The organism is Enterococcus sp. AMC1623, from assembly GCF_058216495.1.
Genome location: NZ_CM177096.1, coordinates 316,713 through 331,846 on the forward strand (window position 1 = coordinate 316,713; position 15,134 = coordinate 331,846).

At 36.1% G+C, this 15,134-nt stretch carries 13 protein-coding genes, 1 CRISPR repeat array and 1 other annotated feature (1 of these 15 only partly in view); all 13 genes read left to right on the forward strand.

The genetic code is table 11. The features are described from left to right. Positions 1 to 787: a CRISPR direct-repeat array (repeat unit 32 nt; unit sequence GTTGCAGTCTTCATGACTGCATGGATTGAAAT) (it extends 714 nt beyond the left edge of the window). Between the two features lie 256 nt (positions 788 to 1,043). Further along, positions 1,044 to 1,281: a binding site (T-box leader), on the forward strand. Between the two features lie 60 nt (positions 1,282 to 1,341). Further along, positions 1,342 to 2,709 (forward strand): anthranilate synthase component I, encoded by a 1,368-nt coding sequence (gene trpE, locus AC4BC7_RS01665; protein WP_490503636.1) that lies wholly within the window; start codon positions 1,342 to 1,344, stop codon positions 2,707 to 2,709. Next, positions 2,706 to 3,266: an aminodeoxychorismate/anthranilate synthase component II gene (locus tag AC4BC7_RS01670; RefSeq protein ID WP_490503638.1), complete on the forward strand. Its 561-nt coding sequence runs from the start codon at positions 2,706 to 2,708 to the stop codon at positions 3,264 to 3,266. Before trpE ends, AC4BC7_RS01670 begins: the two co-directional genes overlap by 4 nt. Further along, positions 3,267 to 4,280: an anthranilate phosphoribosyltransferase gene (trpD, locus tag AC4BC7_RS01675; protein ID WP_207940211.1), complete on the forward strand. Its 1,014-nt coding sequence runs from the start codon at positions 3,267 to 3,269 to the stop codon at positions 4,278 to 4,280. Next, positions 4,280 to 5,047 (forward strand): indole-3-glycerol phosphate synthase TrpC, encoded by a 768-nt coding sequence (gene trpC / locus AC4BC7_RS01680; RefSeq protein ID WP_490503639.1) that lies wholly within the window; start codon positions 4,280 to 4,282, stop codon positions 5,045 to 5,047. Before trpD ends, trpC begins: the two co-directional genes overlap by 1 nt. Further along, on the forward strand, positions 5,034 to 5,645 hold the full coding sequence (locus tag AC4BC7_RS01685) for a phosphoribosylanthranilate isomerase (protein ID WP_490503640.1): 612 nt from the start codon (positions 5,034 to 5,036) through the stop codon (positions 5,643 to 5,645). Before trpC ends, AC4BC7_RS01685 begins: the two co-directional genes overlap by 14 nt. After that, the gene (gene trpB, locus AC4BC7_RS01690) at positions 5,626 to 6,813 is read left to right on the forward strand and encodes a tryptophan synthase subunit beta (protein ID WP_490503641.1); all 1,188 of its coding nucleotides are present in this window, start codon (positions 5,626 to 5,628) and stop codon (positions 6,811 to 6,813) included. The genes AC4BC7_RS01685 and trpB overlap by 20 nt, the downstream gene beginning before the upstream one ends. Then, positions 6,810 to 7,574 (forward strand): tryptophan synthase subunit alpha, encoded by a 765-nt coding sequence (gene trpA / locus AC4BC7_RS01695; protein ID WP_490503642.1) that lies wholly within the window; start codon positions 6,810 to 6,812, stop codon positions 7,572 to 7,574. The genes trpB and trpA overlap by 4 nt, the downstream gene beginning before the upstream one ends. A 638-nt stretch (positions 7,575 to 8,212) precedes the next feature. Continuing rightward, the gene (gene ilvB, locus AC4BC7_RS01700) at positions 8,213 to 9,919 is read left to right on the forward strand and encodes a biosynthetic-type acetolactate synthase large subunit (RefSeq protein WP_490503643.1); all 1,707 of its coding nucleotides are present in this window, start codon (positions 8,213 to 8,215) and stop codon (positions 9,917 to 9,919) included. Between the two features lies 1 nt (position 9,920). Then, the gene (gene ilvN / locus AC4BC7_RS01705; protein WP_207940217.1) at positions 9,921 to 10,394 is read left to right on the forward strand and encodes an acetolactate synthase small subunit; all 474 of its coding nucleotides are present in this window, start codon (positions 9,921 to 9,923) and stop codon (positions 10,392 to 10,394) included. A gap of 66 nt (positions 10,395 to 10,460) precedes the next feature. After that, positions 10,461 to 11,456 (forward strand): ketol-acid reductoisomerase, encoded by a 996-nt coding sequence (ilvC, locus tag AC4BC7_RS01710; RefSeq protein ID WP_207940218.1) that lies wholly within the window; start codon positions 10,461 to 10,463, stop codon positions 11,454 to 11,456. Between the two features lie 24 nt (positions 11,457 to 11,480). Next, a complete protein-coding gene (gene ilvA, locus AC4BC7_RS01715) occupies positions 11,481 to 12,737 on the forward strand; it encodes a threonine ammonia-lyase IlvA (protein WP_207940219.1) in 1,257 nt (418 codons plus the stop codon). A gap of 84 nt (positions 12,738 to 12,821) precedes the next feature. Next, entirely contained in the window at positions 12,822 to 13,862 is a 1,041-nt protein-coding gene (locus tag AC4BC7_RS01720) for a hypothetical protein (RefSeq protein ID WP_490503644.1), read from the forward strand. Between the two features lie 9 nt (positions 13,863 to 13,871). Continuing rightward, on the forward strand, positions 13,872 to 15,128 hold the full coding sequence (locus AC4BC7_RS01725) for a tetratricopeptide repeat protein (RefSeq protein ID WP_490503645.1): 1,257 nt from the start codon (positions 13,872 to 13,874) through the stop codon (positions 15,126 to 15,128). Positions 15,129 to 15,134 lie beyond the last annotated feature (6 nt).

Sequence of the window (15,134 nt, forward strand, 5' to 3'; positions counted from 1 at the left end):
TGCGATAAAGTGACCGCGTTGCAGTCTTCATGACTGCATGGATTGAAATTCGGATTGTCGCCCAATAATGGTCGGATGACTTAGGTTGCAGTCTTCATGACTGCATGGATTGAAATAGGCCCATTTGCTCCCAATAGTCGCATGGTAGAGTTGCAGTCTTCATGACTGCATGGATTGAAATGAATGATTCAATTTGCCCATAATTTTCGCTAAACAGTTGCAGTCTTCATGACTGCATGGATTGAAATAATCGCTCCTGGAGTGACGTTTGTTCGGTTTCCAAGTTGCAGTCTTCATGACTGCATGGATTGAAATTTTGTATTTTATCTATTTTTAATATATATAATTAAGGTTGCAGTCTTCATGACTGCATGGATTGAAATCAACTTGGGAAGCATATTTAATATTATTTAAATGTTGCAGTCTTCATGACTGCATGGATTGAAATTTATACGAGTAAACGATGTAGTCCGTGGAACCTCGTGTTGCAGTCTTCATGACTGCATGGATTGAAATTCAAATTGTTCGTAGAGTTTAAGGTTCGGGTGTCTTGGTTGCAGTCTTCATGACTGCATGGATTGAAATAATAGAAACTTTAGGCTTATCTACACCTACATTGAGTTGCAGTCTTCATGACTGCATGGATTGAAATATTTTTTGGGATGGGATGACCCTGAAAATATACCAGTTGCAGTCTTCATGACTGCATGGATTGAAATCACAAGTTGAGGCATACTCACGCTACGCTTCTTTTGGTTGCAGTATTCACAACTTCATAGATTGAAATTTTCTAAAATATTCTAGGTGATTTGTCACTAACTCGTTGCAATTGTCATAACCCTGTAGAGTAGATCTCTTACAATTCGATTAAGAAGGGTATCATGAATATTTATTTTTACTAAAAATTTTCAAAAAATAGTTCTCGTATTAGCTGTAAAATACGAGAACTGTTTTTGTTATAGATATCCTTAAAAAATAATTTTTAATAAAATAATAAAAATATGTTGACAATTAGATGAGAAGAATGTAATATTCTGATTAAATATTAAGCGGACAAAAGAAGAGTAACTTTTTTGATACTTTACAGGGAGCTGACGGAGGGTGCGAGTCAGTAAGTTAAAAAGAGTGAATGGGCTTTTGCGCTGAGGCATTGAACTGAAGTAGGTGGCTCCGGGAACTCCCGTTATAGAGGAAAATTGTTGATAGACGATTGATAACGAGAATTTGAATAAAATTATTCAAATTAATTGAGGTGGCACCGTGAATTTATTCGCCCTCAGACTTGCTTTTAGCGAGTCTGAGGGCTTTTTTGTATTTAGCAGTCATGAAAGGATGAATAAAATGAAAATTACTCGACAAATACAAGGGGATTATTTAACGCCGGTATCTATTTTTTTAAGAATTCAACATGATAAAAAATTTTTATTAGAAAGCAACCCTCGTGAAGCTGAAGAAGGGGCAAGATATTCAATTGTTGCACTTGATCCTGTTAAAGTATTACGTTATCAAGAAGGGATTTTTTCAGTAAATGGCGAAAGTTTTCCTTGTTCCGATCCACTAAAAGAATTGGAGAAGCACATCCTTCATGACGAAGAAATAATTCCTGAAATTCCATTCCAAGGTGGAGCGATTGGGTACGTGGGTTATGATGTAGCTGCTTGTTATGAAAATATCGGACAAATTCCAAAAGATAAATTAGATGTACCAGATATCTATTTCTACGTTTTTGAAACTTTTGTTGTATACGATCATCGTACTGAAATAGTGACTATCGTTCATTCAAATGCCTACAGCAAAAAAACAGTCGTTGAAATGGAAACGCGTATTCAAGAGATTGTTGGCTTTTTACAAACACCAACATCAAAAGAATTAATAGAGAAAAAAGACATCAATTTACCATTCACCAGTAATGTTAGTCAAGAAGAATTTGAAAATCGTGTTCGTAAAGCGAAAAAATTAATTGAAGAAGGTGATTTATTCCAAATTGTTTTATCACAACGGCTACAAGCAGAATTTGAGTTAGATCCATTTGATTATTATCGCTACTTACGTCTCTCCAATCCGTCTTCGTATATGTATTTCCTCAATTTTGAAGAATTACAAGTGGTAGGTTGTTCACCAGAAAGTCTTGTTAGTGTAAAGAATGGACTTGTGACAACTAATCCGATTGCTGGTACTAGAAAGCGAGGCGCAACAGTTGAAGAAGATGTGGCGTTAGCAGAAGAATTATTAGCAGATGAAAAAGAACGTGCAGAACATATGATGTTAATCGATTTAGGAAGAAATGACATTGGACAAATTGCTAAACGTGGGACTGTACGATTACCAATAAATATGACCATTGAAAAGTATCGTTATGTCATGCACATTGTTTCTCTAGTAACTGGAGAGCTAAAAGAAGATTTAACACCAATGGATGCATTAAGAGCAACCTTACCAGCAGGTACTGTAAGTGGGGCTCCGAAAATTCGTGCTATGACTCGTATCTATGAATTAGAACCAGTCAAACGAGGCATGTATGCTGGGGCTGTGGGATATTATTCTATGGATAATCAAGCCGACTTTGCAATAGCCATTCGTACCATGCTAATTAAAGATAAAAAAGCTTATATTCAAGCAGGTGCAGGCATAGTGGCAGATTCAGATCCAACAGCTGAATATTATGAGACATTACAAAAAGCTAAAGCCCTTTTGGAGGTGGGAAGATGATTTTATTAGTTGATAATTATGATTCGTTTACACACAATTTGGCACATCAATTTAATGCAGAACTTGTCATTTTACGAAATGATGATCCTGCATTAATTGAAACAGCTAAAAAAGCATCCGCAATTGTCTTTTCACCTGGGCCAGGAAGACCAGATGAAGCTGGTTTAATGGAAGAAATCATTCGTCGTTTTTACAAAGAAAAACCGATGCTAGGTATTTGCTTAGGGCATCAAGCATTAGGAGAGGTTTTCGGCGGAAAAATTAGTATTGCTACAAAAATTATGCATGGGAAAGTTTCTGAATTAAAGCATGAGCAACAAGGATTGTTTCGTGATGTAACTTTAGATACAGATATCATGCGTTATCACTCATTAATTATTGAACCAGATACATTACCGGAAGTTTTTGAAGTATATGGGTATGCAGATGATGAAATTATGGCGATTAAGCATAAAGAATACCCTGTTTATGGATTACAATTCCATCCAGAATCAATTGGTACAACAGAGGGTCAGACAATGATTGATACATTCCTAGAGGTAGTGGAGGATAAATAAATGAAAGAAATATTTGAAAAATTATATCAAGGAAATGATTTAACTGAATCAGAAATGACCCAATTAGCAGAAATGATTTTTACAGGTGAATTAAAAGATACACAAATTTCTGCTGCATTGATTGCTTTAAAAATGAAGGGCATTACATCAACAGAAATGGCTGCAATTGCCAAAGTTATGCAAAAAAATGCTTTAACAATTGAAAATGCACCAACTAATGCAATGGATAATTGCGGAACTGGTGGCGATCATTCGAACAGTTTTAATGTGAGTACAACAACTGCTTTTGTTTTAGCAGCAGGTGGGATACCAATGGCAAAACATGGGAATCGTAGTATCTCTAGTCGTTCTGGTAGTGCCGATGTTTTAGAGGAACTAGGCGTGAAACTGACGACATCACAAGAGCAAATTAGCCAACTATTAAATGAAATTGGAATTGCCTTCTTATTCGCACAAGCAATGCATCCTAGCATGCGTTATGTCATTAATGTTCGCCGTGAACTAGCAACGCCAACTATTTTAAATTTAATTGGTCCACTAACCAATCCAGTAAACTTGGAAACACAGCTAATGGGAACTTTTGCGGAAAGCTTACTCAAAGAAACGGCAGAAACGCTTGGTAAGCTTGGACGTAAACGAGCGATTGTTTTGCAAGGAGCATATGGGATGGACGAAGCTAATTTAGCTGGAGATACAAAATTTGCATTACTAGAAAATGGTAAGGTTGAAGAATTCACGATTTCTGCTGCGGATGCGGGATTACCAGAATATCCTTTAGAAGCAATAGTTGGCGGAGATTCTAAACGTAATGCAGAAATTCTTGTTTCAGTTTTAGAGAATCAACCATCACCTTTTCTAGATACCGTTTTATTGAACGCAGGATTAGGTTTTTATGCAAATGGAAAGGTGAATAGCGTAAAAGAAGGCGTAGAAGAAGCGAGAAAAATCATTGCTTCTGGGGCTGCTCGCGAAAAATTAGCACAATTAATTGAGAAACAAAAGGAGGTCCAGTAATGGATTTTTTAGAGAAAATTTTAATTGAAAAACGTAAAGAAGTCGCGCAATTACCAATTGTTGAACGAAAAAATCAAGCAAAAGCCTATCCTTTTTACCAGCAAGTAAAAGAACATCCAGAAAAACTTCATGTAATTGGAGAAATTAAGCGGGCTTCTCCTTCAAAAGGAGAAATCAATGTCGATGTTGATATTGTCGCACAAGCAAAATCTTATGAACAAGCGGGTGTTTCAGCAATTTCAGTTTTAACCGATGAAGTATTTTTTAAAGGAAATATGACAGATTTACAAACAGTTGCTAAAAATGTTCAAGTACCTGTTTTGTGTAAAGATTTTATTATCGACGAAAAACAGTTATTCCGTGCAAAAAACGCAGGAGCAAGCATGGTCTTGTTAATTGTTGCAGCATTACCTTTCAATAAACTAAAAGAATTGCATGAAAAAGCAATATCTCTTGATTTAGAGGTTTTAGTTGAAACACATGATACTGAAGAAATGGAAAAGGCACACGCAATTGATGCTAAAATCATTGGTGTAAACAATCGTAATTTAAAAACATTTATTGTAGATATTCAGCACAGCTTAGATTTAGCTCAGCCTGATGATGGTCCAATCTACATTAGTGAATCTGGCTTTGTTACCGGTGAAGATGCCAAACGAGTAGCAAAAGATTATCATGTTATTTTAGTTGGAGAGACGTTGATGCGTGCAGAAAATCCAAAAGCAAAAATTGCAGAATTGCGAGTGAGTCGTCATGACGAAAATTAAAATTTGTGGCTTGATGGATAAACATACAGTAGATGAAGTATGTCGTTTGGGAGCAGATTATCTGGGGTTTGTCTTTGCAAAAAGCAAACGCGAGGTGATATCTAACCAAGTACGATTAATGACGACTGATGTACCCGTGACAATTCAAAAAGTGGGAGTATTTGTGTCTCCAACTATTGAACAGTTACAACAAACCGTTCAAGAAGCTGGATTAGACTTGGTTCAAATTCATGGAGACTTTCCTAACGGGTCATGTGGTGTTCCTATGATTCAAGCGAAAAGTGTAACTGGAAACGAAAAAGAATTTAAGACAACCGCTGATTTTTTACTATTAGACGCACCACCGAAAGAGTTTTATGGAGGAAATGGCGAACCCTTTTCATGGGAAGCTGTTCAACTGAACTTATTGCCTCAAGAAAAATTGTTCATTGCTGGTGGATTGACAGCAGAAAATGTTCAACAAGCAATTACCTATTTTCAACCATTTGGCGTCGATGTATCTAGTGGTGTCGAGACAAATGGTGTGAAGGATTTAGCGAAAATTCAAGCATTTATTAATCAAGTAAAGGAGTATGACCATGTATCAACAACCAGATAATAAAGGATTTTACGGTGATTTTGGTGGGCAATTTGTGCCTGAAACTTTGATGTATGCCGTGAAAGAATTAACACAAATTTATGAAGAAGCAAAAAATGATCCAGAATTCCAAACAACATTGGACTACTATTTAAAACAATATGTTGGTCGTGAAACGCCTTTGTATTATGCTGATAATTTAACCAAACATCTTGGTGGAGCTAAAATTTATTTAAAACGTGAAGATTTGAATCATACCGGAGCGCACAAAATCAATAATGCGATTGGTCAAGTATTGTTAGCAAAACGTATGGGAAAAAATAAAATTGTTGCCGAAACAGGTGCTGGTCAACATGGCGTAGCTACTGCAACTGCCGCAGCACTCTTCGGCATGGAATGTATTATTTTCATGGGTGAAGTAGATGTGAAGCGCCAAGAGTTAAACGTTTTTCGGATGGAATTGTTAGGAGCAAAAGTAGAAAGCGTCCTTTCAGGTAGCCGTACATTAAAAGATGCTGTAAATGAAGCGTTACGTTACTGGGTGGCAACGGTAGAAGATACGCACTATGTATTAGGCTCAGCCTTGGGTCCACATCCATTCCCAGAAATCGTTCGTGACTTCCAAAGTGTGATTGGGACTGAAGCAAAGCGCCAATATTTAGAAGTCGAAGGAAAATTACCTGAAGTAGCATTAGCATGCGTCGGTGGCGGAAGCAATTCAATTGGTTTGTTCTATCCATTTATCAATGATGATGTCCGATTAATTGGGGTGGAAGCAGCTGGAAAAGGTTTGGACACTGAAGAACATGCTGCTTCAATCACAAAAGGTGATGTTGGTGTGTTACACGGAAGTAAAATGCACCTTTTACAAGATGATGATGGACAAGTATTAGAAGCCTTTTCTATTTCAGCTGGTTTAGATTACCCTGGCATAGGACCAGAACACTCGCACTTGTATACTTCTGGAAGAGCAGAATACAAAACAATTACTGATGAAGAAGCACTTGAAGGTTTCCATTTGTTATCACGCACAGAAGGTATCATACCAGCATTAGAGAGTTCACATGCAATTGCCTATGCAATGAAATTAGCGAAAGAAATGTCGTCAGAAGAAAGCATTTTAATTTGTTTATCTGGTCGTGGGGATAAAGATGTGCAACAAATCAAAGAAAGGATGGCACAGGAATGAAATCATTAACACATGTATTACAACAAAAAAAAGACAATGGAAATAAATTATTTATTCCGTATATTATGGCTGGTGCAAATGGCTTAGAACGTTTGGCTGATGAAATTGAAATGTTAGCTGACAGTGGAGCAAGCGCAATTGAATTAGGCGTGCCTTTTTCTGATCCAGTAGCTGATGGACCTGTTATCCAACTAGCAGGGATTCATTCGCGCGAACGTGGAACAACTTTAAAGAAGATTATTACTTTTTTAAATGAATTTAATTCGCCAGTTCCTTTGATTTTGATGGGCTATTTTAATTCTTTTTTTCATTATGGTTTAGACAAATTAGTAGAAGATTTAAGTTCGACAGATGTCAAAGGAATAATTATTCCGGATTTACCTTATGAGCATCGAGAAATGTTTTTAGAACCAGCAAAAGATAGTGATATTGCGTTTATACAACTGGTGACTTTAACTAGTTCCGATGAACGAATCGAACAATTAGTTAGTGATGCGGATGGATTTATTTACGCAGTAACAATTAACGGAACAACCGGTGTTAATCGAAACTATCAGGATAACCTTTATCAACATTTGCAAAAAATTACCGAAAAAAGCCCAATTCCAGTCTTAGCAGGATTTGGTGTGTCGAAACCAGAGCACGTTCAAACATTTAACAATTATTGCGATGGTGTCATTATTGGAAGTTGTATTGTACAAACTTTAGAACAAGATGGCGTAGATCAGACACAAGAATTAATTGAATCGTTATTTGCATAAAAAGGAGTGCGACAATTTTGTCGCATTCCTTTTTTTAGAATACATTTACTTAACATTCATTTGTTTTTCATGTACAATGGTAAAAAGTTATTAAATTCTAATTCATTTTTCATTTTGAAATCCACGGTGTAGTAAAATTTACCATTTGTGCAGAAAATAAAAAAAATTCAGAAAACTTATTGACTTTTATTTTGATTAACGTTATATTGTAAAAAATCAACAAAATAAACCAGAGATAAAAATAGATTTTTCAACTTGTAAGGAGACGATTCACATGCACAAAGAAAGACAATACTTATTGGTCATTATTAGGTAAGTGGACTTAGAACACGGAAAAAAATCCGGTTGTTTGAGTCCTATTTGTGTTAGTGAATGGGATTCTTACAAAAGAGCATCCCATTCTACTTTGTTAGAAGGATGCTCTTTTTTTCAGAAAAATCTGGCATAAGGAACTAGGAGTGGTACGATTAGAAGTGACCAAATAAAAGTAAATATTGAAATATCTAATGAAGAAATAGCTGAACGTGAACAGACATGTTTCAAATTAAAACATGGTTGGTTAGTGGCTATACAGCATTAGTAACATCTGCCCATACAGGTGGAATTATGCGAGTACCAAAAGACTAGGAGGAAAATTAATGAAGAATCAAGATCAAGAAATAGCTCAAAAAATGTCAGGAGCACAGCTTTTATTAAAAAGCTTGCAAAAACATGATGTTGAATTAGTTTTTGGGTATCCTGGTGGTGCGGTTCTTCCATTATATGATGCTTTATACGATGCAGAAATTCCCAATATCCTAACAAGACATGAACAAGGTGCAGTACATGCGGCAGAAGGATATGCCAAAGCAACAGGCAAACCTGGTGTAGTAATTGTAACAAGTGGTCCTGGAGCAACAAACGTTGTGACGGGGATTGCAGATGCGATGGGCGATTCTGTTCCTCTAATTGTTATTACAGGACAAGTTGCAACACCTGGTATTGGGAAAGACGCTTTTCAAGAAGCAGATATTTTAGGAATTACACTACCCATCACAAAACATAATTACCAAGTTCGTGATGTGGAAGAATTAGAAAAAACCATTGATGAAGCTTTTCATATTGCAACAACTGGTCGTAAAGGACCTGTTGTTATTGATTTACCAAAAGATATTTCAATTATTGAGGGCACCTATACGCAACGGACGAAACCAGTCAATTTGATTAGCTATCAGCCAACAACCAATCCTTCACAATTACAAATAACTCGCTTGATGGAGCAACTCAAAAAAGCGAAAAAACCAATTGTATTAGCTGGTGCGGGGATTACGGCTGCAAATGCGGCAAAAGAGTTACAAGAGTTTGTTGAACGTTACAAATTACCGACTGTCACAACTTTACTTGGTTTAGGAACATTGCCAGCAGATTGTCCGTACTTTTTAGGTATGGGCGGAATGCACGGAAGTTATGCTTCCAACATGGCGTTAGCTGAATGTGACCTACTCATTAATATAGGTAGTCGTTTTGATGATCGTTTGGCTACGTGTCCAAGTCAATTTGCAACAGGAGCAGTGATTGCGCATATTGATATTGATCCAGCTGAAATTGGAAAAATCATTCCAACAGATATTCCGATTGTGGGAGATGCAAAAAATGCTTTAGAAAAATTATTAGCTTTTGAACCTTTTGAAGTGGATAGTCAAGCATGGCAAGAACTTTGCATAGAACGCAAACAAAAATACCCATTTAAATATGATCGTGAAAACAAAGATGAGATTAAGCCACAACGTGTTATTGAAAAAATTGGAGAAATTACAAAAGGACAATCTTTTGTCTCAACTGACGTTGGTCAACATCAAATGTGGGTTGCACAATATTATCCATTCAATTTTCCAAATCAATTAATTACAAGTGGTGGACTTGGAACGATGGGCTTTGGAATACCAGCTGGAATTGGAGCACAATTTGCTTATCGTGATCGTCCTGTAATTGTTTTCGTTGGTGATGGTGGTTTCCAAATGACTAACCAAGAATTTGCTATTTTAAATGAAAATGGTTTGAACGTTAAATTTGTATTAATTAACAATGGTTCTTTAGGAATGGTTCGTCAATGGCAAGAACGATTCCATAATGAAAGACGTTCTTCTTCTGTTTTTGATGGACAGCCAGACTTCATTAAATTAGCAGAGGCTTATGGCATTGATGCTGTACGTATCATGAATCCTGCCACTGTCGATAGTGAACTAGAAGCAGCCTTTGCAAAAGAAGGGCCAATGTTGATTGAAGTAATTGTTTCAAATTCGGAACACGTTACGCCAATGGTTCCTGCGGGAGTTCCTAATGATAAGATGATAGGGGTGGAGTGAAATGAGACGAATTATAACAGCAATCGTGTATAATAAATCTGGTGTACTTAGTCGAATTACGAGTGTATTAAATCGTCGACAAGTAAATATCGAAAGTATTTCAGTCGGCGTAGTTGAAGCAGAAATTTCTCGGATGACAATTGTTATTAATGTGAACACTTTGTCAGAAGCAGAGCAAGTAACAAAACAATTAAACAAACAAATCGAAGTTGTGAAGGTATCAGATATTACGGATGATCCACACATCGAAAGAGAATTAGCTTTAATTCAAGTAAATGCACCAATGAGTGTTCGTTCTGAGATTCAAGCAGTTATTGCACCATTTCGTGCTGATATCGTTGATGTGGCACAAAAAACTATTATTGTCCAAGTGGCAGGTACTCATGACAAAATTAACGCATTTATTGATGTGTTACGTCCATATGGTATCAAACAATTGGCAAGAACCGGTATTACCGGAATAAAAAGAGGTTAAACGCATTAAAATGCTTTTAATATATATAAAATAAAAGAAGATTATAACTTTGGAGGGAATAGATTTATGGTAAAAGTTTATTATGAAGATGCAGTAGTAGAAAATGCACTAGAAGGAAAAACAATTGCGGTTGTGGGATACGGTTCTCAAGGACATGCCCATGCACAAAACTTAAGAGATAATGGCCACCAAGTTATCATCGGAATTCGTGAAGGTAAATCAGCAGAAGCAGCCCGTGAAGATGGCTTTGATGTTTTTGAAGTAAGTGAAGCAGCAAAACAAGCAGAAGTAATCATGATTTTAGCACCAGATGAAATTCAAGGTTCACTTTATGAAAAAGAAATCGCACCTAACTTAGAAGCAGGAAATTCATTAGTATTTGCGCATGGATTTAACATTCACTTTGATGTTATCACTCCTCCAGCAGATGTTGACGTATTTTTAGTTGCACCAAAAGGACCAGGCCATCTAGTTCGTCGTACATTTACTGATGGATTTGCTGTACCAGCATTATTTGCGGTATACCAAGATGCTACTGGCAAAGCGAAAGAAACAGCATTATCTTACGCTAAAGGAATTGGTGCAACTCGTGTAGGTGTTTTAGAAACAACATTTAAAGAAGAGACTGAAACTGACTTATTCGGTGAACAAGCAGTTCTATGTGGTGGCTTAACTAGCTTGATTGAAGCAGGTTTTGAAACATTAGTAGAAGCTGGTTACCAACCAGAATTAGCTTACTTTGAAGTATGTCATGAAATGAAATTAATCATCGACTTAATTTATGAAGGTGGATTCGCTAAAATGCGTAATTCTATTTCAAACACTGCCGAATATGGTGACTACGTTTCTGGACCACGTGTTATCACAGAAGTTGCTAAAGCAAACATGAAAGAAGTCTTAACAGACATCCAAAATGGTACATTTGCAAACAACTTTGTAAAAGATAACGAAAATGGTTTCCCAGAATTCAAGAAAATGCGCGCAGAACGTGCTGGACACCAAATCGAAGCTGTTGGTGCTGAATTAAGAAAAATGATGCCATTCGTAAAAACAATCGACTAAGACATAAGTAGGGGTGTGAATAATTTGGGGTTAGTAACAAGAAATGATGTAGACCAAGCGTATCAGCTACTCAAATCGGCTGTTGCTCATACACCATTACAATATGATCGATATCTATCAGAAAAATATCAAGCAACAATCCTACTAAAACGAGAAGACTTACAAAAAGTACGTTCATTCAAATTGCGTGGCGCTTATTATGCGATTAAAAAGCGTCCGCAAAGTGAATTAGAATCAGGTGTTGTGTGTGCGAGTGCCGGAAATCATGCGCAAGGAGTTGCTTATACTTGTCGAGAAATCGGAGTACAAGCAGTCATCTTTATGCCAAGTACAACCCCACAACAAAAAGTATCACAAGTTTCTTTCTTCGGTGGCAATAATGTCACGATTGAATTAGTAGGAGATACCTTCGATGCTTCGGCAGCAGCAGCTAAAGCTTTTGCAAAAGAAAAAGGAATGGCATTTATCGATCCTTTTGATGATCCAGCAATTATTGCTGGTCAAGGAACGTTAGCAGTTGAAATGATGGCAGATGCATTAGCAGAAAGCTATCAGCCTGACTATGTATTTGCAGCAATTGGCGGTGGTGGTCTAATCAGTGGTGTTAGCACGTATGTTAAAGATGTTAGTCCAGTAACTAAGATTATTGGAGTGGAGCCAAAAGGAGCCCCTTCTATGCAAGAGGCTTTTGATTACGGCGCACCTGTTGCCTTGAAACAACTCGATAAATTCGTAGATGGAGCAGCTGTAAAAGAAGTCGGACAACTTACCTATCAACATGCGAAAGAATATGTTGATCAGCTGATGACTGTAGATGAAGGCTTAGTTTGTTCTACAATTTTAGAATTGTATAGTAAACAAGCAATTGTCGCAGAACCTGCGGGTGCATTAAGTGTGGCAGCATTAGAGTCGATGCAAGCTGAAATTAAAGGGAAAACGGTTATTTGTATTATTAGTGGCGGTAACAACGACATTAATCGTATGGCCGAAATTGAAGAACGTTCATTGATATATCAAGGATTGATGAATTACTTTGTTATCAATTTTCCTCAACGCCCAGGAGCATTGAAAGAATTTGTTAGTGAAGTGTTAGGTCCAGATGATGATATTACTCGTTTTGAATATACGAAAAAAATCAATCGTGGATCAGGGCCGGTTGTCTTAGGTGTGTTATCAAAAACACGTGAAGATGTTCCAAGTTTATTTGAACGCATTGCTGAGTTTGATCCTGCCTATATTGATTTGAGTGAAAACCAATCGTTATTCACCTTATTAGTCTAATGAAAAAAGCAAAATCTTTCGGGATTTTGCTTTTTTCTGTTCTTTAAATAAACGTGTTATAATACATAACAAGGAGGGAGAAAGATGCAGTTAAATTATCAAAAAAATAATGCAACAACAGCTATTGTTTATGGTGAAATTTTATCTTCAAGTATTCATCCAGAAATGTTTGCAAATAAACATATTATTGTTTTAACAAATCAACGCTATTACGATCATTTTTTTGAAAAAATTCAACACATATTTTCTCCACAAGCAATTGATTGGTATGTTTGTAGTAACTTGATTTATGGAAATCATGTTCGGGAATTAATGGATGTATTAGACTTTTTAGGTCAATTTTCTCCAAACAAAGAGTATTTATTTGTTGCTTTTGGAAACGAAGGTGTCATTCAGTTGACTGGTTTTATTCAAAAGATTACTATTTTATCAGGTGATTTTTGGGTCTTGCCTACCACCTTGCGTTCATTCGTAGCAGCTCTTGTTGAAGAACGGTTTATTTGTAAGCAATCGATGGAAATGCTGTTAACAGAAAAGAATTTACCAGAAAAAATTTTTTTAGATCAAACCATTGTTGCTGGACAAAATGATGGGAAATTAGTGGATTTACAAGCATTTATTCGTGTAGGACTAGTTTATAATTATGCATTTCTACAAACACTATTTAAAAATTTCCCTAATAGAAAACAAGTGCAATCAACTTCTTTTATAGCCTTTGTGTCACAAGTCATAGAGAGTTATCAGCAAGCTTCAAAAGAAATTGAAGGATTCGGTAAAATATTCGAAGAGGCATTTTATCATACAGAAAATGGCCATTTGCTCTCAGAAAATATGAAACGATTTTTAGGAATGGTATTGCATTTATTTTGGAATTTAGAAATTATAGAAACAACTTTTCGAATTAAAAACTTTATGATTTGGTTAAAGCATTTAGGTTTTCCGATTGTTTTCCCAGAGCAGATTTCGGTTGCTGAATACTTGCAAAATGTGTTACATTTACAGAAAAAGTACCCACAGTTGGTGGTTTTGTCAGAAATTGGTACAATAGGAAGAGAGCAATCAATAACTGAAAATCAGTTAATACAATCGATGGAACATTATCAAAAAATGATTGCCGAGATTTGAGGGAAGAAAATGACATACAGTGAAAAAATGCTTCAAGCGTTACAAAATGAAGATTTAGCTGAAGCACAATTATCTTTAGAAGAAGCATTAAAAAAAGATGATGATGCTATTTTGGCAGAATTAGGAGAAGAATTATTAGCTATTGGTTTTTTAGAAGAAGCCAAAGCAGTTTTTATTACATTAACAGAGCGTCAACCAAGCGAAGATGCCTATAATTTACCACTTGCAGAAATTGCAATTGAGAATAACGAGATGGAAGAAGCGTTTGAATATTTAGAAGCCATTTCTAAATCAAGCGAGACATATCCGCAAGCCTTATTGATTACAGCTGATTTGTATCAAGTGTTAGGAATTCCTGAAGTGAGCGAAGCAAAATTAAAAGAAGCGGCTCAATTATTGCCAGAAGAGAATTTAATTCAATTTGCTTTAGCGGAATTATATTTTTCAATGGATAAGTTTGTTGAAGCAGAACAAATCTATCGGAAACTGTTACAAGATGAGACTTTAGATGTCACAGGAATCTCACTTGTCGAAAGAATTGGATCATCGTTAAGTATGCAAGGGAAATTTGAAGAAGCAGTCTTATTTCTAGAAGAAGCATTGGAAGACGAACAAACAGATGATCGTTTATTTCAGACGGCTTTTGTCTATTTACAATTGAAAGAAAATGAGAAAGCTATTTATTATTTACAACAATTACGTGCGATGAATCCGCAGTATCAAGCATTATATTTATATCTAGCAGAAGCATTACAAGAAGAAGAGTTATTAGAAGAAGCACAGGCAGTAATTGAAGAAGGGATTCAAGAAAATCCTTACCAAGTTGATTTTTATCATTTCGCTTCTGAAAATAGCTATCGATTACATGATGTAAAAAAAGCAGAAGATTACCTAGTAAAAGCGTTAGAAACTGGCGAAAAAGCAGATGAGACATTATTAACATTAAGTAATTTGTACTTAAATGAAGAAATGTTTGATGAAGTGATTGATGCCATTAGTCGTATGGAGGATCAAGATAATCCGTATGCTTTATGGAATCTAGCCCATGCTTACAACGAATTGGAAGAATTCGATTCTGCTACAAAATATTATGAAGAGGCAAATATTGCCTTAAACCATGAGCCTGAATTTATGAAAGAATATGGTATTTTCTTACGTGAAGAAGGGCGCTTAGAGGAAGCGCGTCATCTGTTGTCTCATTATTTAGCTCATGAACCAGGTGATTTGGAGGTACAGTCTATTTTAGACGATTTATCAGAAAGATAGGGTGAA

What these genes read in the sequence shown, in the direction of transcription:
- trpC (WP_490503639.1), top strand. Translation starts at nt 4,280, where the DNA reads ATGGATTTTTTAGAGAAAATTTTAATTGAAAAACGTAAAGAAGTCGCG.
- AC4BC7_RS01685 (WP_490503640.1), top strand. Translation starts at nt 5,034, where the DNA reads ATGACGAAAATTAAAATTTGTGGCTTGATGGATAAACATACAGTAGAT.
- trpE (WP_490503636.1), top strand. Translation starts at nt 1,342, where the DNA reads ATGAAAATTACTCGACAAATACAAGGGGATTATTTAACGCCGGTATCT.
- trpB (WP_490503641.1), top strand. Translation starts at nt 5,626, where the DNA reads ATGTATCAACAACCAGATAATAAAGGATTTTACGGTGATTTTGGTGGG.
- AC4BC7_RS01670 (WP_490503638.1), top strand. Translation starts at nt 2,706, where the DNA reads ATGATTTTATTAGTTGATAATTATGATTCGTTTACACACAATTTGGCA.
- ilvB (WP_490503643.1), top strand. Translation starts at nt 8,213, where the DNA reads ATGAAGAATCAAGATCAAGAAATAGCTCAAAAAATGTCAGGAGCACAG.
- ilvC (WP_207940218.1), top strand. Translation starts at nt 10,461, where the DNA reads ATGGTAAAAGTTTATTATGAAGATGCAGTAGTAGAAAATGCACTAGAA.
- ilvN (WP_207940217.1), top strand. Translation starts at nt 9,921, where the DNA reads ATGAGACGAATTATAACAGCAATCGTGTATAATAAATCTGGTGTACTT.
- AC4BC7_RS01720 (WP_490503644.1), top strand. Translation starts at nt 12,822, where the DNA reads ATGCAGTTAAATTATCAAAAAAATAATGCAACAACAGCTATTGTTTAT.
- trpD (WP_207940211.1), top strand. Translation starts at nt 3,267, where the DNA reads ATGAAAGAAATATTTGAAAAATTATATCAAGGAAATGATTTAACTGAA.
- AC4BC7_RS01725 (WP_490503645.1), top strand. Translation starts at nt 13,872, where the DNA reads ATGACATACAGTGAAAAAATGCTTCAAGCGTTACAAAATGAAGATTTA.
- trpA (WP_490503642.1), top strand. Translation starts at nt 6,810, where the DNA reads ATGAAATCATTAACACATGTATTACAACAAAAAAAAGACAATGGAAAT.